At 67.8% G+C, this 19,631-nt stretch carries 17 protein-coding genes and 2 pseudogenes; 12 read left to right on the forward strand and 7 right to left on the reverse strand.

The window, feature by feature from the left end; all coding sequences use genetic code 11:
* Positions 1 to 67 precede the first annotated feature (67 nt).
* From G9Q41_RS20495 to G9Q41_RS20505, 3 genes and pseudogenes are all read right to left on the reverse strand, one after another.
* Positions 68 to 532 (reverse strand): PPOX class F420-dependent oxidoreductase, encoded by a 465-nt coding sequence (locus G9Q41_RS20495; protein WP_165633862.1) that lies wholly within the window; start codon positions 530 to 532, stop codon positions 68 to 70.
* 345 nt (positions 533 to 877) lie between these two features.
* A pseudogene (locus G9Q41_RS22800) lies at positions 878 to 967 on the reverse strand (Imm1 family immunity protein); the annotation flags it as partial.
* Between the two features lie 175 nt (positions 968 to 1,142).
* On the reverse strand, positions 1,143 to 1,298 hold the full coding sequence (locus G9Q41_RS20505; protein WP_165633861.1) for a hypothetical protein: 156 nt from the start codon (positions 1,296 to 1,298) through the stop codon (positions 1,143 to 1,145).
* 255 nt (positions 1,299 to 1,553) lie between these two features.
* On the opposite strand from G9Q41_RS20505, the gene G9Q41_RS20510 reads away from it, so the two are divergent.
* From G9Q41_RS20510 to G9Q41_RS20520, 3 genes are read left to right on the forward strand one after another with little or no spacing between them, the layout of a single operon-like run.
* Positions 1,554 to 2,165 (forward strand): M15 family metallopeptidase, encoded by a 612-nt coding sequence (locus tag G9Q41_RS20510; RefSeq protein ID WP_092520936.1) that lies wholly within the window; start codon positions 1,554 to 1,556, stop codon positions 2,163 to 2,165.
* The gene (gene alr / locus G9Q41_RS20515) at positions 2,162 to 3,310 is read left to right on the forward strand and encodes an alanine racemase (RefSeq protein WP_165633860.1); all 1,149 of its coding nucleotides are present in this window, start codon (positions 2,162 to 2,164) and stop codon (positions 3,308 to 3,310) included. The genes G9Q41_RS20510 and alr overlap by 4 nt, the downstream gene beginning before the upstream one ends.
* Positions 3,307 to 4,302 (forward strand): D-alanine--D-alanine ligase family protein, encoded by a 996-nt coding sequence (locus tag G9Q41_RS20520; RefSeq protein ID WP_165633859.1) that lies wholly within the window; start codon positions 3,307 to 3,309, stop codon positions 4,300 to 4,302. Before alr ends, G9Q41_RS20520 begins: the two co-directional genes overlap by 4 nt.
* A 200-nt stretch (positions 4,303 to 4,502) precedes the next feature.
* Here the strand turns inward: G9Q41_RS20520 and G9Q41_RS22135 are convergent, their stop codons facing one another.
* Positions 4,503 to 4,703 (reverse strand): hypothetical protein, encoded by a 201-nt coding sequence (locus G9Q41_RS22135; RefSeq protein WP_242687715.1) that lies wholly within the window; start codon positions 4,701 to 4,703, stop codon positions 4,503 to 4,505.
* A 74-nt stretch (positions 4,704 to 4,777) separates the two neighbouring features.
* Between G9Q41_RS22135 and G9Q41_RS22140 the strand changes: the two genes are divergently transcribed.
* On the forward strand, positions 4,778 to 5,065 hold the full coding sequence (locus G9Q41_RS22140) for a hypothetical protein (protein ID WP_242687716.1): 288 nt from the start codon (positions 4,778 to 4,780) through the stop codon (positions 5,063 to 5,065).
* A gap of 78 nt (positions 5,066 to 5,143) precedes the next feature.
* On the opposite strand, the gene G9Q41_RS20530 is transcribed toward G9Q41_RS22140, so the two are convergent.
* Positions 5,144 to 7,933 carry a hypothetical protein gene (locus G9Q41_RS20530; RefSeq protein WP_165633857.1) on the reverse strand — a complete coding sequence of 930 codons (2,790 nt, stop codon included), beginning with the start codon at positions 7,931 to 7,933 and terminating at the stop codon, positions 5,144 to 5,146.
* A 248-nt stretch (positions 7,934 to 8,181) separates the two neighbouring features.
* Between G9Q41_RS20530 and G9Q41_RS20535 the strand changes: the two genes are divergently transcribed.
* The gene (locus G9Q41_RS20535) at positions 8,182 to 8,400 is read left to right on the forward strand and encodes a hypothetical protein (protein ID WP_165633856.1); all 219 of its coding nucleotides are present in this window, start codon (positions 8,182 to 8,184) and stop codon (positions 8,398 to 8,400) included.
* 729 nt (positions 8,401 to 9,129) lie between these two features.
* Here the strand turns inward: G9Q41_RS20535 and G9Q41_RS20540 are convergent.
* Positions 9,130 to 10,369, reverse strand: a pseudogene (locus G9Q41_RS20540) (IS701 family transposase).
* Between the two features lie 84 nt (positions 10,370 to 10,453).
* On the opposite strand from G9Q41_RS20540, the gene G9Q41_RS20545 reads away from it, so the two are divergent.
* The 6 genes from G9Q41_RS20545 to G9Q41_RS20570 all read left to right on the forward strand — a co-directional run bounded on the left by G9Q41_RS20545 (position 10,454) and on the right by G9Q41_RS20570 (position 16,895).
* The gene (locus G9Q41_RS20545) at positions 10,454 to 11,806 is read left to right on the forward strand and encodes a hypothetical protein (protein WP_207631616.1); all 1,353 of its coding nucleotides are present in this window, start codon (positions 10,454 to 10,456) and stop codon (positions 11,804 to 11,806) included.
* The gene (locus G9Q41_RS20550; protein ID WP_165633855.1) at positions 11,803 to 13,569 is read left to right on the forward strand and encodes a prenyltransferase/squalene oxidase repeat-containing protein; all 1,767 of its coding nucleotides are present in this window, start codon (positions 11,803 to 11,805) and stop codon (positions 13,567 to 13,569) included. The genes G9Q41_RS20545 and G9Q41_RS20550 overlap by 4 nt, the downstream gene beginning before the upstream one ends.
* A 12-nt stretch (positions 13,570 to 13,581) precedes the next feature.
* The gene (locus tag G9Q41_RS20555) at positions 13,582 to 13,983 is read left to right on the forward strand and encodes a hypothetical protein (RefSeq protein WP_165633854.1); all 402 of its coding nucleotides are present in this window, start codon (positions 13,582 to 13,584) and stop codon (positions 13,981 to 13,983) included.
* A gap of 71 nt (positions 13,984 to 14,054) precedes the next feature.
* Positions 14,055 to 14,354 (forward strand): acyl carrier protein, encoded by a 300-nt coding sequence (locus G9Q41_RS20560; protein WP_165633853.1) that lies wholly within the window; start codon positions 14,055 to 14,057, stop codon positions 14,352 to 14,354.
* Complete coding sequence (locus G9Q41_RS20565) at positions 14,351 to 15,445, forward strand: acyl-CoA synthetase (protein WP_165633852.1); 1,095 nt, start codon at positions 14,351 to 14,353, stop codon at positions 15,443 to 15,445. The genes G9Q41_RS20560 and G9Q41_RS20565 overlap by 4 nt, the downstream gene beginning before the upstream one ends.
* A 16-nt stretch (positions 15,446 to 15,461) precedes the next feature.
* Positions 15,462 to 16,895, forward strand: a complete 1,434-nt coding sequence (locus G9Q41_RS20570) for an amidase (protein WP_165633851.1) — start codon at positions 15,462 to 15,464, stop codon at positions 16,893 to 16,895.
* A gap of 24 nt (positions 16,896 to 16,919) precedes the next feature.
* On the opposite strand, the gene G9Q41_RS20575 is transcribed toward G9Q41_RS20570, so the two are convergent.
* A protein-coding gene (locus G9Q41_RS20575) for an IS5 family transposase (protein ID WP_092525283.1) occupies positions 16,920 to 17,725 on the reverse strand; the annotation gives its coding sequence in 2 pieces (ribosomal slippage) (positions 16,920 to 17,380 and positions 17,380 to 17,725; 807 coding nt in all).
* A 128-nt stretch (positions 17,726 to 17,853) separates the two neighbouring features.
* Here G9Q41_RS20575 and G9Q41_RS20580 point away from each other — a divergent pair.
* Positions 17,854 to 19,260: an FAD-binding oxidoreductase gene (locus tag G9Q41_RS20580; RefSeq protein WP_165633850.1), complete on the forward strand. Its 1,407-nt coding sequence runs from the start codon at positions 17,854 to 17,856 to the stop codon at positions 19,258 to 19,260.
* Positions 19,261 to 19,631 lie beyond the last annotated feature (371 nt).

Here is a 19,631-nt window from a genome sequence, read left to right on the forward strand (position 1 = left end):
CATTAATCAGAAACCCTGATGGTCTACTGCGGGCAGTCGCACCCGAAGGCGGCCTCCGCTGCCCGAATCAGGAGTCCACGAGGTGCGGCGGGAACCCGCCGGTGGCGATCGGTCCCCAGTCCTCGATCTCGACGCGGATCAGGGACTTGCCCTGCCGGGCCATCGCCTCCCGGTACTCGGCCCAGTCCGGGTGCTCGCCGGAGATGCAGCGGAAGTAGTCGACGAGCCCGTCCAGCGCCTCCGGCATGTCCAGCACCCGGGCACGGCCGTCGACCTGCACGTACGGCCCGTCCCACTCCTCGGAGAGCACGCAGAGCGACACCCCCGGCTCGCGGCGGGCGTTGCGGGTCTTGGCCCGCTCCGGATAGGTGGAGACCACGATCCGCCCCTCGGGGTCGACCCCGCAGGTCACCGGCGACATCTGGGGACGTCCCCCGGAGCGGGTGGTCATCAGGATCCCGCGATGACGCGGGCGCAGGAACTCGAGCAGCGCGTCCCGATCGACGCGCTCGGCAGTGGCGACACGTGGCATGAACTCACTGATGCTTTCTGTGCGAATCGTCGTGCACGGTCTCCGGGACGCGGGCACCGCCCCGCCCCGGCCGGTGAGCACTACACCACGGAGATTCCGCAGCGGCACGTCACGACACCGAACATGCCACCGACCACCCGAACGCGGGAGGGACTGCTGATACCCGGGTCGGGCGGGACTCCCGCAGCCCCGCCCGCGAGCGCTGACCGGAACCACGTGGTCGACCAGCGCCTCGGTGGAGCTGCCGGGGTCTACCCCCGTGTGCGCGGGGCCTACACACTCGGTGACCTGCGATCTTAGCAGTGCTTTCCCGCTGCGGGAACCACTTCCGTTCCGCGGCGGAGGTCAGTACCACTGGCCGGGCTGCCACTGCACGCAGGTGGGGCGCTGTCCGGTGCGGCAGTACTCGGCGATGGCTGCGCGTGCCCGGTCCAGTTCACCACCAACCGGCAACAGCGGCAGGCCTTCCTCGACGCGGCGAAAACCGACCGCTTCGACTGAAGCGACCACGCGCAGGACGCCTCCGAGAAGACTCCGCGGAAGTGCCCTCCTTCCTCACCCCGAAAAACGGCCCCGCTGCGTTCGCGTAGCCGACAAGCACCGGGCACCATCACCATCCGGCTCCCTCGACGAGCAGACAGCACCCGGTGCACGACGCGATCGCCCCGTCGCCACGGGGCACGGCCACCACCTCCTCGGCCAGGAACACCCAGCTCGGCGCGCACACCGGCAGCACCGCCCGCAGCCTCCCGCGAGGTCGGCTCACCCACGCGGAGCCGACCACCACCTCATCCGTTCGGCCGAGAACGGCAACCGCACCGACCACAGCACAATTCCGCCCGGGCACCCCACATGCGTGCCACGCCGTGGATTCCGCGCGGAACCCGCTGCTCCGGCCGGGAACACCCCGACGAATGACCGATCGGACTATTCACACCAACGAAAACCCGGCCGTTCAGACGTAAGCACAGTACTTCTGACCGATGTGGCAGCATTCGAAACGCACATAGCGTCCTGCTATATGACAATTCTGTTAGCCGACCCGCGCGTCCGCGCGGTCCGGGTCCACGACAACGGTGACCCGCTGGTGCCTCTGGACTTCGCACCGGGTGTGCTGGTGCGCGCAGGCCTCGCCGCCCGGTTGGACGAAGCACGCGGCGCGCTTCCGTCCGGTGTGGAACTGCGGGTCGTGGAGGGGCACCGCAGCGCGAGCGACCAGCAAGCCATCATCACCGAGTACACCAACGAGCTGCGCCTGCTGCACCCCGAGGCCGATCAGACCAAGCTGGACCGGCTGTCCAGCCGGTTCGTCTCCCCGATCGCGGTCGCTCCGCACGTGGCCGGAGCGGCGGTCGACCTGACGCTGGTCGACGAGGCGGGAGAGGAACTGTGGATGGGAACGCCGATCGACGCCACCCCCGAGAGCAGCGACGGCGCGTGCTGGTTCGGCGCCGAGGTGGACCGGACGGCGCGGCGCAACCGGACAACGCTGGCGCGAGCCCTCGGTGACGCCGGTCTGGTCAACTACCCCACCGAGTGGTGGCACTGGTCCTACGGCGACCGGTACTGGGCGCTGCTGACCGGAACCGACCACGCCATCTACGGGCCGATCGACGCGGAGACGGCCGCATGAGCGCACCGGCGGCCCGCCCCCGGCACCCGCCGCGAACCACCACCGGGCCCCGCTCTCCCCTGCTGGAGATCGACCTGTCCGCCGTGGCCGCCAACACCCGCCACTTCACCCACACCACCGGCGGAGAAGTGATGGCCGTGGTCAAGGCCGACGGATTCGGGCACGGGCTGGACAGGATGGCCAGAACCGCCCTCGCGAACGGCGCGACCTGGCTCGGGGCCACGTCGATCGCCGAGGCCGTCCAGGCACGCGCGGCCGATGCGGACGCGCCGGTGCTGAGCTGGCTGAACCCGGTGGACGCCGACGTGACGACCGCCTGCGAGCACCGGATCGACCTGGCCGTGCCCAGCGGCCGACACCTCGCGGCCGTGGTCGAGTCCTGCGCCCGCTCCGGGCACCGGGCGCGGGTGCACCTCCAGCTCGACACGGGGATGGCCCGCGACGGCGCCGCCCCGCACGAGTGGCCCGAGCTGATGTCCGCAGCCCGGCACGCCGAACGCGCCGGGCACATCACGGTCGAGGGAGTGATGGGACACCTGCCCCGGGCAGGCGAACCGGGGCCTTCACCGAACACGACCGGGCGGCAGGAATTCCTCCGCGGGGTCGCGCTGGCCGAGCAGGCCGGGCTGCGCCCCTCGGTGCGCCACTTGGCCGCCACCGCCGCCACGTTGACCGACCCCGATACCCACCTGGACCTGATCCGGATCGGCGCCGGGCTGGCCGGCATCGACCCCTCCGGCAGCACGCGCCTGCACCCCGCGCTGCGCCTCACCGCGCCCGTCGTCCAAGTGCGCCGCGTGCCCGCGGGCACCGGGATCGGCTACGGGCACACCCACGTGACCGACCGCGCGACCAACCTGGCGCTGCTGCCGATCGGCTACGCCGACGGCGTGCCCCGCGCCGCCTCGAACCGGGCCCGGATCACGGTGGCGGGCCGAAGATGCCCGGTCGTGGGCATGATCTCGATGGACCAGCTCGTGGCCGACCTGGGGGACCAGCCGGTCGAGCCGGACACCGCGGCGGTGGTGTTCGGCCCCGGCGAGGAGGGCGAACCGACCGTCGACGACTGGGCGCGCTGGGCCGACACCATCCCCCACGAAATCGTGACCGGCATCGGTCACCGAGTCAGAAGGAGCATGCGATGAACGAACGACTGCGGGTGGCCGTGGTCGGCGGCGGGCAGAACAGCGAGCACGAGGTCTCTCTGGCCTCCGCGGCCTCGGCGCGTGCCGCGCTCGACCCGGGCACCTACGAGACGGTGGCGTTGACCATCCTCCGCGACGGCAGCTGGTTGGGCCCCGACGACCAGCCGCTCGGCTCCGCGGCGGGCGAGAGCCTGGCCGCCGCGCTGACGGTGCTGGCAAGCTGCGACGTGGTGCTGCCGCTGCTGCACGGGCCGCGCGGTGAGGACGGGACGCTTGCCGCGCTGTGCGAACTGGCCGGAGTGCCCTACGTCGGCGCACCGGTGCGGGCAGGCGCGCTCGCGATGGACAAGTGGGCGACCAAGCAGGTGGCCGAGGCCGTCGGCGTGCCCACCGTGGCGGGCGAGCTGGTCACCGCAGCCGACCTGCCCACCGTGGTCTTCGAGCGGCCCGTGGTGGTCAAACCCATCGCCGCGGGATCGAGCTTCGGGGTGCGCCTGGTCGAGACCGCCGAGCAACTTCAACCGGCCCTGCGGGCCGCGCTGGAACTGGACGAGCGGGTGCTGGTCGAGCACACCGCAGCCGGCCGGGAGATCGACCTCGCGGTGCTCGACGACCCGGAGCACGGGCGCCGGGTGGGGCCACCGCTGGAGATCCTGCTCGACGACGGCTTGTTCGACAACACCACCAAGTACGACGGCACCGCCGCCTTCACCGTCCCGGCCCAGCTGACCGACGCCGAGAGCACGGCGCTGACCGAGTCGGCCCTGCGGATGTACGAGGCGCTCGGCTGCCGCGGAATCGCCCGGGTCGACTTCTTCCTCACCCCCGAGGGGCCCGTGCTCAACGAGGTGAACACGATGCCCGGCATGACCGCCGAGTCCCAAGTGCCCAAGATGTTCGCCGCCGAGGGGATGACCTATCCGGACCTGCTGGACCGCCTCGTCCGCTCGTCCCTTCCCGCCGGGAACGCACAGGCGCAGGTCGTCCGGTGAGCCGCGGAGGGCAGATCGCCAGCCTCAACGTGCTGCGCGGGATCGCGGTCCTGCTCGTCATGCTGCGTCACGCGTTCCCCGACGTTCCCCGGCGCCGGTGTGGTCGGCATCGTCATGCTCTTCACGCTCAGCGGATACCTGATCACCGGGGTGCTGACCAAGGAACTGGCCACCAGGGGACGCATCGACTACCGGCGCTTCTACCTGCGCCGGGCCCGCAGACTGCTGCCCGCGCTGCTGGTGATGATCGTCGTGTTCGTCGTGGTGACAACGACCCTCGCCCCGCTGGACGACGGCGACAGCCAGCTGCCGGTCACCGTGGTGACGCTGCTGACGTTCACCGGCAACCTGCCGATCATCCACCTGAGCGGAGCCGTGTTCCACTGCTGGACACAGGCCACCGAGGAACAGTTCTACCTAATCTGGCCCGCGCTGCTGGCGCTGGCCTGGCCCCGCCAAGGTCACGGCCGCGCTCGTGGCCACCGCGGTGGTCGTGCTGGCCTGGTCCCGCTGGGAGGAGGTGCCCGACAAGGCGCCGCTGTCCCGAGAGCTGGCAGCGCTCGGGCTCGTGTCCTACGGCGCCTACCTGTGGAACTACCCGCTGACCATGTGGCTGCGGCCCGGTCTCAGGGACGTGGCCGGACCGCTCGGCCTGGTGCTGACCATCGTGGTGGCGGCGCTGAGCTGGCGATTCATCGAACAACCCGTCATGCGGCGCGGTCGGAGACCACACCGACAGCCCACCGGCACCACGACCGGATGAACACCGCGCGCGGCAACCACCACGCCGGGGAGAGGCCGCACCACCGTCCACACCGGAAAACACCGCCGCGTGGCGGTCTCACCCTCCCCGCGGGCACCCCGTCGCCGTGTCGGGGTGCCGCCCGCCGTAGACCGTCCCGATAAGATGGACGCAGGACGGCGTTCCCTCCGGGCCGGCGAGCTCGTTGATGTTGCGGATCCGCAGCACGGCGAGGCTGCGCTCGTCGGCGATCCGGGACCGGCCGAAATCGATCGTGCCCGTGGCCCCCTCGAACGTGAGCGCCCGGAGCTGCTGAGCCACCTCGGCCCGGTGCGGCGTGGCACCGTCCCCCGTCGGTCCCCGCTGGAGGCGGATGGCAAAGACCGCGTCGACGAACAACCCCGCGGCGTCGTACAGACCACCGACCCGCTCGCCCGGCCAGGGCATGTCCGGAACCTCCGAGTCCGGCAACTCGCTGCGGAGCTCCGCGCGCAGTCCGTGGTAGCCGGCGCAGAACGCGCTGAGCTGCGGTCCCGCTCCCGGCAGCGAATCGGCACGGCCGGCCACGCAGTCCCGCCCGGCCAGCACCACCGGGCTGCCCAGGCCGACGTAGGACACCGTCACCCCGTTGAAATCGGCGTGCTCGCGACTGCGGCTGTCCGCGACGAACCGGGACACCGCATCCGAGGCCACGATCCTGGGAAGTTCGGCGGAATCGGTGCAGTTGCGCCGGACGGCCCGCAGGAAGTCCCCGAAGGCGTTCTCCCGGCCCGCGTAGAACGCGATTTCCCGGCGACGGTCGGTGCGCTCGGCGCACAGTGGCTCCAACTCGCTGACCGAGCGCTTCCAACCACGCTTGTCCAGCGCGATGCCCGTGTCCCGGAGCCGTTGGGTGAGCGCTCGCAGGAGGGTCGCCGCATAGGTGTTCCGCCCGGTCGTCGGCGGATGGTAGACCGTGATCCTCGAGGCGTCGACGTGCGCCGCGTAGGAGCCGAGAAGCTCGGCCTGCCGCTCGTTGCCCGGGACGAGCTGGAAGTACAGCGGAGTCAACTCGGCCAGCCCAGTACTGGTCAGAGTCGACCCCAGCACGGGAACGCCGTGCTCGCCGAGAATGCGGATGGCCTGTTCGGTCTCGACCACGCTGCGGTCCATCCCGACGACACCGAGGATCGTGGGGTCGGACTCGACCAGCGGCACGAGCAGCTCCCGGGCCACCTCGGGCGCGCCCCGCATCCCCGTGCCGCCGTTCGCGACGACGATGCGCAGCAGCGGCTCCGAATCGGACCGCGTGTTCTGCTCCCGCTGACGCAGCAGCAGCCCCTCCAGCTCCTCCGCCACGGCGTGATCGGTCCTGGGACCGGAACTGCTGTTCGTCAGCCCCGCGAAGTAGACCAGGGTGACGTAGGGCCGGTCCGGATTCCCCTCGTGCAACCTCTTCGCCCGCTCGTTCTGCGCGTGCACCGCCGACTGCGCGTAACGCAGCCGCTCGTTGCTCCCGAACACCTGCGCGGCGCTGTCGCTGTAGCCGAGACACTGGGTACCGGCGGGACCGAGGTCGCTCACCCGAGTGGAGACGGTTCCCGACGACCACGGACCGACCACCGCGCAGTTCGCGCCCAAGGACTCGCTGACCGTGAGGGTGGGCTGAATCAGCCCCGCGGTCAGCAGGACCAGCACGAGCGCCTCGCAGAGGTAGCGCCGCGCCAGCAGCGGAGCACGCCTGGGATGCCAGCCCACCCGGTCCTGCCAGGCCTTGTGGTCCTCCTGGGAGAGCTCCGCAGCGGAGACATCGGGCGGCAGTTCGATGTGCAGGTAGCGCGCGTCGGGAGCGAGTTTCTGCCGCCGAGTGGGCAACCGTCGCCGCCACTCGGACAGCGCCTCGTTCGCGTGCACCGCCGAGTTGAACGAGGGGGCGGGTTCCTCCGGATGCCGAGGTGGATCGTCCGTGGCCGCCACGACCAGGAGCGGATCGAGCCTGCCCGTCTCGTTGCGCACCTCGTTGATCAACCGCAGCAGTTCCCAGCCGCCGTTGGCCTCGCCGATGTTGTCCAGCAGCACGGTGACGTAGGTGGTGCGGCGCCACCCCGGTCTGCGCGGGAAGATCCGCCACCGCCTGCGCCGGTAGGCGATGCGGAGGTCCTCCAGGAACGCGTGCAGCAGCAGCTTCTTGATCTGCTCCTCGCTCTCGGAGGCCCGCCTGTCGAGGGTCAGGCGCTCGGCGAACCCCTGGAAGCTGGTGGAGTGGCGCGGCACCATGAACCGCTGCCCCATGATCCAGCGGGCCTCGGCCCCCAACCCCGGAACCCGCCCCGCCAGCCACCGCATACCCAGCAGCTGCCCGATCCAGAGCACCACGCTCAGCACGAACCTGGTCAACGCGTGCGGCACCTCGGCCACGACCGAGCGCAACCCTCCACCCCCGGGGCGGCCACCGGTCCACTCCCGGAGCAGGTTGACCACCGGCCTGTCCCGTTTGCCCTGCTCCGGTGGCAGGTGCTGCCGAGTGAGCCACTCGACGAGCTTGTAGTTGTCGAACTCACCGAGGCCGCCCGAGGTGAGTTCGTCCTTGCCGAACTCCCGCTGGAGCGCGTGCAGCAGCGGCAGGAGGGGCTCCGCGGCATCATCCTCGGCCGTGTCGGCGACCTCGTCCACGTCGAGGAGGGTGTGCGGAACCTGCGGCAGCGTACTGTCCAGGGATTCCTTCAAAGCGGGCAGGAAGTTCGCCGTCGAGCGGTCGCGGTGCAGGCACACGAGCGGAAGCGGCTGGTCCCCGCGACGATCGTGCGACGACGGTGCGGTGAAGAACCGCGGCCGGTGGTACAGGCTCTGGATCAGCGTCAGCAGGGCGTGCAACCCCGCGAAGTGCGGGCGGGATCGATCCGACTCCACCGGGCCTCCTCGGATCCGGCTGCGCGAACGTGTCGGAGGATGCTACTCGCGGGCACCGACGAGTGCGCCCACTTCGCGAAAACGGACGTCCCGGAAGTTCGTCCCCAGTGGACAGTAAGGCCGTGCGATCCCCCGGTTCCGCACGTCAGCCGTCCAGGAGACAGCGCACTCTCCCGCGGGGATCACCCGCCTCCCGACCAGAGCGTGTTGCTGGGGGCTGCGCAGGGCGCGTGGGCGAGTCTTGGCCTGTGGCACGCGCTGAGATCTCCGGTGAAACGTGGGCAGTGATCGGCCCGTTGCTCCCGCCCCTGGGCGAGTTGGATCGGCCGGTCTCGATCGACTCGATGACCGTGCGCGTCCATCAGCACGGCGCACCCCTGGTCCGGGACGCAGAGGCCCGGTCGAACTGCAAGAAGCTCGGGCTGGAACAGTCTGATCATGCGATCGGGCGTTTCCCGACGGCTTGACGACCAAGAGTCACCTGGTCTGCGACGGCAGGCCGCGCCCCCGCGTTCGTGCTCATACAGGGGCAAACGGCAGACACGAGCATGCCCGCCGGACGGGGAACGGTGGTGGACCGGCCCCGATCAGCACTTCGCTGAGAAAACCGGTCAACTCACCGGGGACGTCGCCCCCGAGAGCGCCTGCGACCCGACGGCCTCCCCGCTGGAGCACTGCCGCGGACTGACAGTCGAAGCGGTGTTCCCGGCACGACGGGACGCGCTCGGCAACAGCGCACTCACGACGGTGAACGGCGGGGCACTCATCAGGCGGCGCAAAGCGACACGCCCCGCAGCTCTCCGCCCAAAATCTCCTTTTTCTCCCGCGAGAGACACCAGCACGCCGGACCCCCTGGTTCCCGAACACAACAACATCTATTGAAAAAATTTCTTCCCCGGCAAAAACGCAAACACGGAGGATTCTTGTTGGTCCATTTGGACGAAACTGACACCCCAATTGCTTCGCAATAACACAATTCGACAAAAAAGTCAACTCCGCAAGTAAATGCCACATTTTCCATAAGCATTATCAACCCCCTTGCGAAGGCTCTGTTTTAGACCTAAACTACAGCCGCCTGGGGTTGATCATCGCCACCAGCGCGGAAACAGGGACCGACCAAGGAGAGGTACTGCACGTGCTGATCAGCAATCCAGATCGCATGTCACTTCTAATACTGCAGCCGTAGTTTGTGTGGATCATGGTTCGCGGGTGGATTGTCGCTGGTAGTGGGCCTTGCGGGGCGCGGTGTTGGTGGCGTCGTCGCCAGGTTGACCAGGTCAGGATGTGGGTGAGCTGCTCGGGTGGGGCGTGCAGCAGGGCGTGGAACAGGTGGGCGATTTCGGGCAGGGTCAGCGGGATCAGTCCGGCTGGGGCGGGCCGTGTGCGGGCGGTGGCGGCGGTGATGGTCAGGAACGCGTGCGCCAGCAGCACCAGCGTGGTCCAGCGGTACCAGGAGTGCCAGCGGCGCACTTGATGCTGGTCGAGCCCGGTTTGTCCGTTCGCTGTCTGGAAGGACTCTTCGACAGTCCACCGCCGTCCGGCCACTCTGACTAGTGTGGACAGAGGAACGGACTCAGGGGCGTGGCAGCGGTAGTAGGCCAGCTCCCCGGTGCGACGGTTGCGCCGTGCCAGCAGCCACTGCCGGCCGACTGTGTCGGGCTCGGCCAGCTCGGTCAGGGCCCAGTCATAGAAGCGCTGCCCGTGCGCCCCGGATCCGGCCGAGACGCGCTGCCAGGCTCGCCTCGGCAGGCTCGCAACCACGGTGTCCGCGCGGGCGGCGCCCGCACCGGTGCGTACCCGGTGATCGCACGATATGGCCAGCACATAGCTCAGATTAAGCTGTTCCAGCTGGCTGCGCAGAGTCGTGTTGCCGCCATAGACCTCGTCGGCGGCCACCCAGCTGACAGGCACGCCGCCGTGCACGGCTCGGGTGATCATGCGGGCGGCCAGCTGCGGTTTGGTCGCGAACTCGACCTCGGCGGGCACCCCGGCCGTTTGACGCCGCTCGGGGTCGTCGGCCCAGCAGCGGGGCAGGTACAGCTCCCGATCGATCAACGTGTGCCCAACCTCGGTGGCGTAGGTGGCGAACACCGCAACCCGGGCATTCTCGATCCTGCCCGCGGTTCCCGTGTACTGCCGCTGCACCCCGACCGTGTGGATGCCCTTCTTGAGATCGCCGGTCTCATCCAGCACCAGCACCGCTTGGCGATCGCCCAAGTGCTCGACGGCGAGATCGCGCACGTCATCGCGGACCGCATCGGCATCCCACCGTGCCTTGCGCAGCAGGTGCTGCATCCCGTCCGGGCACGTATCACCGGCATGCTCGGCCAATGACCAACAGTTCTTTCGAGGAAGGTCCGCCACCAGGCCCTGCACCAGCGCCCGCGCCCGCCGCCGGGTCTCGACACGGGCGAACCGATCGGCCACCCGACTCATCAGCATGTCCAGTTCCGCCTACCAACCAGCAGGGTCTACGCTGTGGCCCGCGGCCACCACCGGGTTATGCGTCTTCACACACTCATGATCACGGGGTGGCCGCTCCCATGTGCACAGCCCCTCACCAGCACCGATACCCAAAGTCCGGCTGCAGTACTAAACAGGGCCAACGAGGAAATACGAAACAACCAGGACGGAGTTCCCGAAAAGCGATTCTATCAGGATAAGCTCCATGCCGCGTGGGATCACGCCAAGGCGTGTGTAGCCTACACCACACTGGGTGATTTTTCGTGGGAGGAGTTCGGCGATCTACCGATAACTCCCAAACAGCACCTCAAGGAAGCACCGCACGACTTCATGGCGGCCGCTGTCGGTCACTCCGCCAAGTATTACGAGACCACGGGAACCACCGGGCGACCAACTCCAACCCCACGAGCGGCGGAGGACGTCATCTGGAACACGGTCTCCGTCGCGGAGTCTTGGCGCGACCTCCTGGACGAGGACGAGCGTGTCCTGATCATGATGCCCTCGGACATCGTTCCCGTCGGCGACCTGATCGCCGGGGTCTGCGAGTACCTGGATCTGCCCCATGTTCGCTGCTACCCGTTCGCGACCGGCATATCGGACTGGGACAGAATCGTTTCCCTGTGGGAAACGCTGCGCCCGACCACGGTGTTTATCGCTCCTGGTGTGGCACTGCAATTCAGTCGACTCCTCAAACAACGAGGCCAGCTCGATCGTTATCACGAAACCGTGACGAAAATTATGCTTCTCGGCGAAGTGAGCACTCCACCGTTCCGAGCGCGGCTCGGACGGTGGTGGGACGCGAAGGTCTTCGACGCCAGTTACGGCAGCACCGAGACCGGGACCCTCGCCGTCAGTTGCCATGACGATCGTCTTCACCTGCTGACCGCCGCCAACTATTTCGAGTTGGCCACTGACGGCGAGACCACCCCTCTGTCGAACTCCGGAGCAGGGCGGCTGGTCGTGACTCCGCTCAACATGTACTCCCGGGCCTTGCTCCGATTGGACACCGGCGACGAGGTCACGGTGACCTCGGGATGTGACTGCGGCAATCGGGCCCCGGTGGTCCAAGTTGCCGGACGCAGCTCGGATGCCCTGCGCGTGCACGGTGCCACGCTCACTGTTCGCGGGGTCGAGGAGATCGTCTTCGGGGCCACCGAAGCCACCGGCTACTTGATGGAAGCCGACCGAACGGGTGAGTTCGCTCGGCTCATCCTCGAGCGTGACGTGCGCTGGGACCGCAGCGACGAGGGCGACATGACCACGCGGGTACAGCGCGTCTCGCGCGACACGCTCGGTCTGCAATGGGACGAGGTGGTTTTCGTGAACCAACTGCCCGCGACGACGAAGAGCGGTGCCTCGCAGAAAAACTGGAAACGTTCGAACTTCCGCACCCTGGAGACGGCGCGATGAGTATCTTGCCCGTTGCCACTGCGCCCAGCGGTACCGGCGTTTCCACCGGCACCCCGGATCTGTGGTGCACCTACGCGGCGATCCGAACATCGGCGTGGCTCGACCGCGTCGGTGACGTACCTCGACGGGAAGAGACGATCACCCAGCTCGCCAGCAGGCAGAACGGTGATGGAGGTTACGCGTGGTCCAGGGGGATGGCCTCGGACGCGTGGGCCACGTTCTACTGCACCCACGGACTGGCGGATGTCGGCGGCGAAATCCCTCGGCTGGACCGAACCGCGGACTGGCTGCGGAGCACCTGGTCCGGTGATGCCTACGCGATGATGCCGGGACAGAACCCGGATGTGTGGGCGACGCACTTCTCCACCCGCACCGTGATCGAGCTTTGCGGCGAGGACGTTCCGGACAGTCGGGCGCTCACCGAGTGGTTGCGCGGACTCCAATCCTGGGACGGCGGGTTGACATGGTCCCCGGAGCACGCCGAGGAGGCTCGCGAGGCGGAGCGTCGCGTCTCGGACGTCCGTGCCTGCTTTTACGGGGTGATGGCGTGGCGCGCCCTGGCCTCGATCCACAGTGACCTGTCACCACCGTGGGATGTCGCCGCGCTCGTGGCATGGCTGCGCGAACAGCAACCCTCGCGGCGCGGTTTCCGGTTCGCGGAAAGCGCGGACGTTCCCTGCATGTGGGCGACCTACCGAGCCGTTGCCACGTTGCGCGCTTTGGGCGCGCAACCCGCTGACCCGTCGGCGTGCATCGAATGGATCGACGCGTTGCGCGCGCCTTCGGGCGCGTTCGTGCGCTGGGAAGGTTACGACGTCGCTGACGTGTGGGCATCGTTCTGCGCCATCGGTTCGCTCAAGGTCCTGGGCACCGATCTTGCGCCATATGCCGATGCGGTCGTGTCCCGGATCCGGGAGTTGGCGTGTTCGACTGGTGGATTCACCTACCGCGAACCACTGCGTGCAGGTGACGCGCTGAGCACCGCCGCTGCGGCCCTGAGTGCTGCCCCCTCGGAGCAGCGACTTCCCCACTGGCGTCAGTGGCTGGCGGGGTGCCGGCTGCCGAACGAGGGCGGCGTGATGTACATGCCAGCCCGGGGGAGCGAGGTTCGCTGCACGCTGTGGGCCCTCACCGCGGGAGCGTGCCAGGACGACGCATCGGCTCACGCCGAGATCGCGCGCTGGCTGCGCGACCTCCAGAACCCGGACGGCGGGTTCGGCTACTGGGAAGGGCGCGGATCGGACCTCGTCTCCACGTCATCCGCAGTAGAGATTCTCCGGATCGTCGGCATCCCCGTGTCCGAGGTATTGGACAGCAACGCCCTGGCACGGTTTGTCACTGCGTGCGGCCACGACCGCGGGGGCACGGCGAGGTACGGCAACGTACCGGGGGCAGATCCGACGTTGCGTGCCGGACTCCAATCCCTCCGGGTTCTGCGGAGCCTGGGGCAGGGCTCGGTGGAGGCCGTGACCGGGCTGCTGGATCAGCACAGGGTGCGCGGCGGCGGTTTCGCCAACGAGGGGAACCGGATCCCGGATCTGTTGAGCAGCTACGAAGCGGTGGCCACGAGCGATCGCTACGGAACTACCGTCGATTTCGCGCACCTCCACAATTTCGTGGCGCGTGTCAGCACAGGCGATGGAACCGCCTGGACACCACTCGCCCCTGCAGGCGGAGATCCCCTGGCGGATTGCCTCGGAACGCTTCTGCTCCGACGCTGCACCAACCAGGTGACCCCACTTCCGGCGCTCACCCTTTCCTGAAGGAGCAGAACAGTGCCCACCGTCATCATCAACACTCCCCCCATGAGCACGACTCGACGACGGGAAATATCCGTACGGTTGACTCGCTGGCTGACTGTCCGGGGCAGTGAACGCCACCACGTGATCGTTCGGTTCGAGGACACGGTTCCGGACAGCGTATTCGTCGGAGGGATGCCCCTGGAAGCACTTCCTGGGGCGGCGGACTCCTTGCACTACGCGTCCGTCCTGTGCTGCGTCGCCGAGGAGCACGGCGAGGATTTCCGCGATGACCTGGCGAACGAAATCGCCGACTGCCTCGGAATGACGGAGCAAACCCCGTTGTTATACATCGAATTCCGTCCGACACCGCGCGAAAACGTGCGTTTCGCCACCCGGGGGCACATGAGCAGCGCCGCAGCCTCCGCGGAACAGTGAACGCGGACTCCGCCGCGAACACTTTCTCGCGCAGGAGTCCAACCAACCACCAAAATCTCGCGAGGTGAGCCATGACCGAAAATATCGATGACGACAAGAACACAGAAAACCGAATCAGGGAGGTTCTTCGCTCCCTGTTCGGTGCTGAAGCGACCGAGATCCTCGCGGACGCGCAACTGCGAGACAGCTTGAGCGGTGGTTACGACAGCCTGGGAGCGCTCGAGTGCATCACCGCAGTGGAGAAGGAATTCGGAATCGAGGTGGACTTCGTCGCCGACGACGTTCGACACGCTTTCTCGAGCATCGCCAACATGACGCGTTTCGTCCGCGACCGCATGGAGGACATGGCAGTGTTCAAGGGGCGGCTATGACGGAAGCGATCAGGGAAACCACGTTCGAGCACGTCCCCGCGGAACGAGGCGACCGGGAGATACGGTTCCACACCTCTGGAAGCACTTCTGATCCCGTCGTGTGGTGGCGCACCGAAAGCCAGCTGCGCGCGGAGGCCGATGTTCTCGCCCGAGAACTGCCCCACGGGATCGACCAGGTCGTGAACTTCGCACCCACCGAACACCTGTTCGGCCGCATAACCGGCGAGTTCCTCCCGGAGAAGCTGTCTGCCGAGGTGGTTCACCTCGACCACGAGCCCGCACGTCTACCGGATTCGGTGCGGGGGAAGCGCGTCCTGCTCGCTTGCCTTCCCTCCAGCTGGCTGATACTGCGCAGACTGCTCTCCCAGCTCCGCGACCTGCCCGCTGTGACGGCGTTGCACGGGACAGGTCCGACGGTCGGCGCCACCGACGAGGTCGTCTCCGCCCTGCAGGACACGGGATTCCGGGCGACAGAGGTGTTCGGCTCCACCGAAACCGGAGGTATCGCCTGCCGGCGAATATGTCCCGACCACTCGGACCGACAGGCCTGGACCTTGCTCCCGGACGTGGAGTTCCACGAGAGCACACCGGAAAGCGACGACGCCGCGGAGCGCGAATGGCTCGCGGTCCGAAGTCCTCGATTGGGCTACTGCTCGGGAATGTCCGCCCCACCGGACCACTGGGAACTATCCGATCTGGTCTATCGAAAAGGCCCACGATCCTTCGAGTTTGAGGGACGCGGGTCCGACCTCGTAAAAGTCAACGGACGTCGACTCGACCTGACCCTGGTCGCGGAAGCACTGCGCACAGCTCTCACAGGAATCGACGTCGTCTGCCTTCCCGTGCATGACTCGGTTCGTGGCGAGCACTACGAACTGTTTTACCAATTTCATCGGCACCTGGGCCGGGAGTGGATTCTCGACGAGTTGCGGGCCACGATCGACGACCCGGCCCTACCACGCGCCGTGCACAAGGTCCGACGAATCCCGAGAACGCCGACCGGCAAGGTCTCCACCGTCCAGCTGTACGCGCAGATCGAACCCGACACGGACACGAGGCCTCAGGGGCATGACATCCCCGTCCTCCCATGAAGGTGGGCACGAACCGATGGCGACACCACGACAAGAGCAGGACGAAAAGCACGCGTTCCCACCACCGGAACACGCCGTGACCGCGTACGCCGAGCGGGCGGGGCTCGGAAAGCGGGACGAGGAGCCCCAACCGCCACCGCTGCTGGGCCTGCCGCTGCTGGACCGCCTTCGGCGGATCGACACGGAGGAGCGGTACCGAGCCGACTGGTCCCGCCAATGCGAAGAGTGGACCGCCACCGCCGACTCCCGGTACCGGGCGATCGTGGCGAACCAACCTGCTCACACCCGAACACCGGCAGTGCGCATCGGGGTGAAGGACACCATCGACGTCGCTGGTTTCCCGACCGGGCTCGGTCTGCGCCACCATCGACACTACCCTGCCATCTCCGCCTCCGCGGTCGCGACGATCGAGCGCACCGGAGACCAGGCGGCGGTGACCAGCAAAGTGGTCAGCACAGAGCTCAACATCGGCGTCGGTTCCGGGTGCATCAACCCGTGCTTTCCGCACATCGACCCCGCCGGTTCCAGCACGGGGGCGGGCGTGGCCGTCGCGGCGAACCTGTGCGACCTGGGTGTGGGAACCGATGTCCTTGGTTCCGTGCGCTGGCCGGCGGGCCACTGCGGGACCGTCGGGCTGCGGCTGACGCACACCCCGGCCGCTCTCAACGGAGTGTTCCCCCTGTCCCCTCCCATGGACGCGATCGGGTTGGTGACCAGGACGGCGGCTGATCTGTCACTGCTGTGGGAGAGACTCGGTCTGCACCGGCTGGTCGCGAACCGCGAATCCGGTGACGTGGCACCGGCGCGGCATTACCGGGTGGGGGTCGTCGACAACGTTCGCGGTGATCATTGCGACCCCGAGGTGCTGGACACCCTGGAAGCGGTCTGCGGATGGTTGGCGGACGACGGCCACGCCGTGGACGAGGTGCGACTGGAGCAACTCTGGCGTTCTCGCGGTGATGCTTGGCAGCTCTGTGCCCGGCAAGCCTGGGACGGGTTCCAGCACTGGCGCCAGTGGATCACGGTCCCGTTGCTCGAGAGCACCTCCCGTGCGTTGGAGACCGGTGCGCGCGTGGGGGACCAGCAGTACGCGCGGATCCTGCAGGAGCTGGAGGCCTGCCGAGACGCCGCACCCACGATGTTCACCCGCCAGGATGTCTGGCTGCTGCCACTGGATCCGTCCCCACCACCCGAGACCCGCTCGCACGAACCGGCGAAGAGCACGATTCCCGCCCCCGGCGAACCGGACTACGAACGCAGGGTCGGCTACACACCGATCGCCAGTTTCGCCGGCTTCCCCGCCATCACCGTCCCCGTGCGATCCAGCCGGGTCAACGGAGCACCACTGAGTGTGCAGATCGTGGGCCCCCCGGGCGGAGAAGAACAGATCATCGATCTCGCGCATCGAATCCAGAATCACGCGGACGACTTCGAACAACAGCCCGCGTAGCCCCCGAAAGGCTAAGAGGTCGTCTCATTTGGCGAGGTGTTTGTAGCAGGTGATCGCGGCGGCCAGGGTCAGCATTCCTGCGAGGTTGCTGGCTGTGCGTTCCCACCGCACGGCCAGACGGCGGTAGGTGAACAACCAAGCAAAGGTGCGTTCAACGCGCCACCGATACCGGCCCAGGCAGGCGTGGGACTCGACGCCGACACGGGCGATCCGCGGGACGATGTTGCGGTCGCGCAGCCATGTGCGCAGGTGTTCGTAGTCGTAGCCTTTGTCGGCATGCAGCTTGGCCGGCCTGCGCCGTCGGGGGCCGCGGCGTGAGCGCACGGCCGGGATGGCGTGCACCAGGGGTTTCAACGCGTTCATGTCGTGGGTGTTGGCCCCGGATACCGCCACGGCCAGCGGGAGCCCGCCCGCCTCGGTCAGGATGTGCAGTTTCGAGCCGCTCTTGCCGCGGTCGACGGGGTTGGGTCCGGTTGCGGTTCCCCTTTTTTCGCGCGAACGCTGGCGCCGTCCACGATCGCTCGTTCCCAGTCGAGGTCCCCGGCCGAGCCGAGTTCGTCGAGCACGGCCCGGTGCAGCCGCCGCCATACCCCGGCCTGGGTCCACTCCTGAAAACGCCGGTGCGCGGTGGGCACACTGACCCCGAACGAGGGTGGCAGTTGCCGCCAGGAACACCCGCTGGTCAGCACGAACACGATGGCCGTGAATACGGAACGATCGCTGGCCCTGCGGCGCCCACCGCCCTGGTGACGCACCCCGTGCTCGGGAAGCAGTGGTGCTGCGATGTCCCACAACTCATCCGGCACCAACCGACGCGACAGATCATCCATCGATGATCACCATGCCAGCACCCTTGACCCGCCTATCAAGACACCCTGTTAGAACACTATGTTTGCTTTGCGGGTGTGCCTGCGCCCCCTCGATCAGTCGAACCTATGCTGTCGCTAGGCTCTCCGGTATGACCGCGACGACAGGCATCTTGCCGGAGGGGCTGACTCGATCGCGTGAACTGCGCGGATGGGGGCGAGCAAGCGGCACGGTCGCCGAGGTGCTCGCCACGCGGGACATCGACACCATCTCCCGCGCCGTCCGCCGAGCGGGCCCGCGCGGAGTGATCGCCCGAGGTCTGGGCCGTTCCTACGGCGATCCCGCGCAGAACGGCGGCGGGCTGGTCGTGGACATGACCGTGCTCGACCGGATCCACCACCTCGATCCCGATCAGGCACTGGTCGACGTCGACGCGGGAGTGAGTCTGGACCAGCTGATGCGGGCCGCCCTGCCCCACGGGCTGTGGGTGCCGGTGCTGCCCGGTACGCGCCAGGTCACGATCGGCGGCGCCATCGGCATGGACATCCACGGCAAGAACCACCACTCGGCCGGCAGTTTCGGCAACCACGTGCTGGCGCTGGAGCTGCTCACCGCCGATGGCGAGGTGCGCACGCTGACTCCCGACGGCGAGCGGGCGGAGCTGTTCTGGGCCACCGTGGGCGGTGCCGGGTTGACCGGGATCGTGCTGCGCGCACGTCTGCGGATGAAGCGCACCGAGACGGCCTACTTCCTCGCCGACTACGACCGCACCAGCAGCCTCGACGAAACCATGGAGCTGCTCACCGACGGATCCGACGAGCGCTACGACTACTCCGCGGCAGTGCCCGACACGATCTCCGGCGGGGCCGGTCTCGGCCGCGCGACGTTCTCCCGCGGCTGGCTGGCCCGGCGCGAGGACCTGCCGCCGAAACTGCGCCGGGACCCCCTCCGGTTGGACGCACCGCGGCTGGCCACACTGCCCGACCTCTTCCCGAACGGGATGGTCAACCAGCTGACCTCGCGGCTGGCCGGCACGGTCACCCACCACATGTTCCCCAAACACGCCCGCGGCAAAATCGCCAACATCGCCCAGTTCCTGCACCCGCTGGACGTGCTCGGCGAATGGAACCGCGTCTACGGCAGGGACGGTTTCCTGCAGTACCAGTTCTCGATCCCCACCGGCCGCGAGCAGCACATGGCCGAGCTGGTCCGCACGATCGCCCACTCCGGACACCTGTCGTTCCTCAACGTCTTCAAGCGGATGGGCGAATCCAACCCGGCACCGTTGTCCTGGCCGCACCCGGGCTACATGCTCAGCCTCGACTTCCCCATGAAACCCGGGCTGCACCGGCTCTGCGAACGACTCGACGAGCAGGTGCTCGCCGCAGGTGGGCGCCTGTACTTCGCGAAGGACTCCCGCACCACCCCCGAGAAGATCCAGCGGATGTATCCCCGGTTGAACGAGTGGCGCCGCGTCCGCGACACCGTCGACCCCGACGGCACCTTCGTCTCCGACCTGGCCCGCCGGCTCGGCATCACCACCCCCAGCGGCGCGTGAGCCCGCACGGGAGGTCTCTAAGACCGTGTCCTTGTGGTGGTATTCTGTTGCTTTTTGTGTGTTGATGGTCGGTGGAGTTGGATCCTCTCGGTGGCGTTGTTGTCGGGGGCTCGGATGGTGGCACCGTGAATATCGATGACGAGTCCGTCTTCGCAGCGATCGTCTATGTTCTGGCCAGCGACTGTTCGTAGCAGCATGTGCCCCTGTGCTTTGGTGCCTCGACGTCGTCGGTGCACCGCCGGTATCGGATCTGGACTTAGACGGGCGTGTGGGGCCGATTACACCGAGTCGTGTTATAGGACGCCTGGATGCCGAGGAGCTGGTAAAGGTCACCCGCCTGTTGCTTGGCTCGACGCAAGGACGAACGTACC

Origin of the sequence: Actinopolyspora sp. BKK2 (assembly GCF_011291845.1) — a bacterium.
GTDB lineage: Bacteria > Actinomycetota > Actinomycetes > Mycobacteriales > Pseudonocardiaceae > Actinopolyspora > Actinopolyspora saharensis.

Bases quoted from the DNA above. Each gene is read 5' to 3' on its own strand.
- G9Q41_RS20495 (WP_165633862.1), bottom strand. From the start codon at position 532: ATGCCACGTGTCGCCACTGCCGAGCGCGTCGATCGGGACGCGCTGCTC.
- G9Q41_RS20510 (WP_092520936.1), top strand. From the start codon at position 1,554: ATGACAATTCTGTTAGCCGACCCGCGCGTCCGCGCGGTCCGGGTCCAC.
- alr (WP_165633860.1), top strand. From the start codon at position 2,162: ATGAGCGCACCGGCGGCCCGCCCCCGGCACCCGCCGCGAACCACCACC.
- G9Q41_RS20520 (WP_165633859.1), top strand. From the start codon at position 3,307: ATGAACGAACGACTGCGGGTGGCCGTGGTCGGCGGCGGGCAGAACAGC.
- G9Q41_RS20545 (WP_207631616.1), top strand. From the start codon at position 10,454: ATGATCACGGGGTGGCCGCTCCCATGTGCACAGCCCCTCACCAGCACC.
- G9Q41_RS20550 (WP_165633855.1), top strand. From the start codon at position 11,803: ATGAGTATCTTGCCCGTTGCCACTGCGCCCAGCGGTACCGGCGTTTCC.
- G9Q41_RS20560 (WP_165633853.1), top strand. From the start codon at position 14,055: ATGACCGAAAATATCGATGACGACAAGAACACAGAAAACCGAATCAGG.
- G9Q41_RS20565 (WP_165633852.1), top strand. From the start codon at position 14,351: ATGACGGAAGCGATCAGGGAAACCACGTTCGAGCACGTCCCCGCGGAA.
- G9Q41_RS20570 (WP_165633851.1), top strand. From the start codon at position 15,462: ATGGCGACACCACGACAAGAGCAGGACGAAAAGCACGCGTTCCCACCA.
- G9Q41_RS20580 (WP_165633850.1), top strand. From the start codon at position 17,854: ATGACCGCGACGACAGGCATCTTGCCGGAGGGGCTGACTCGATCGCGT.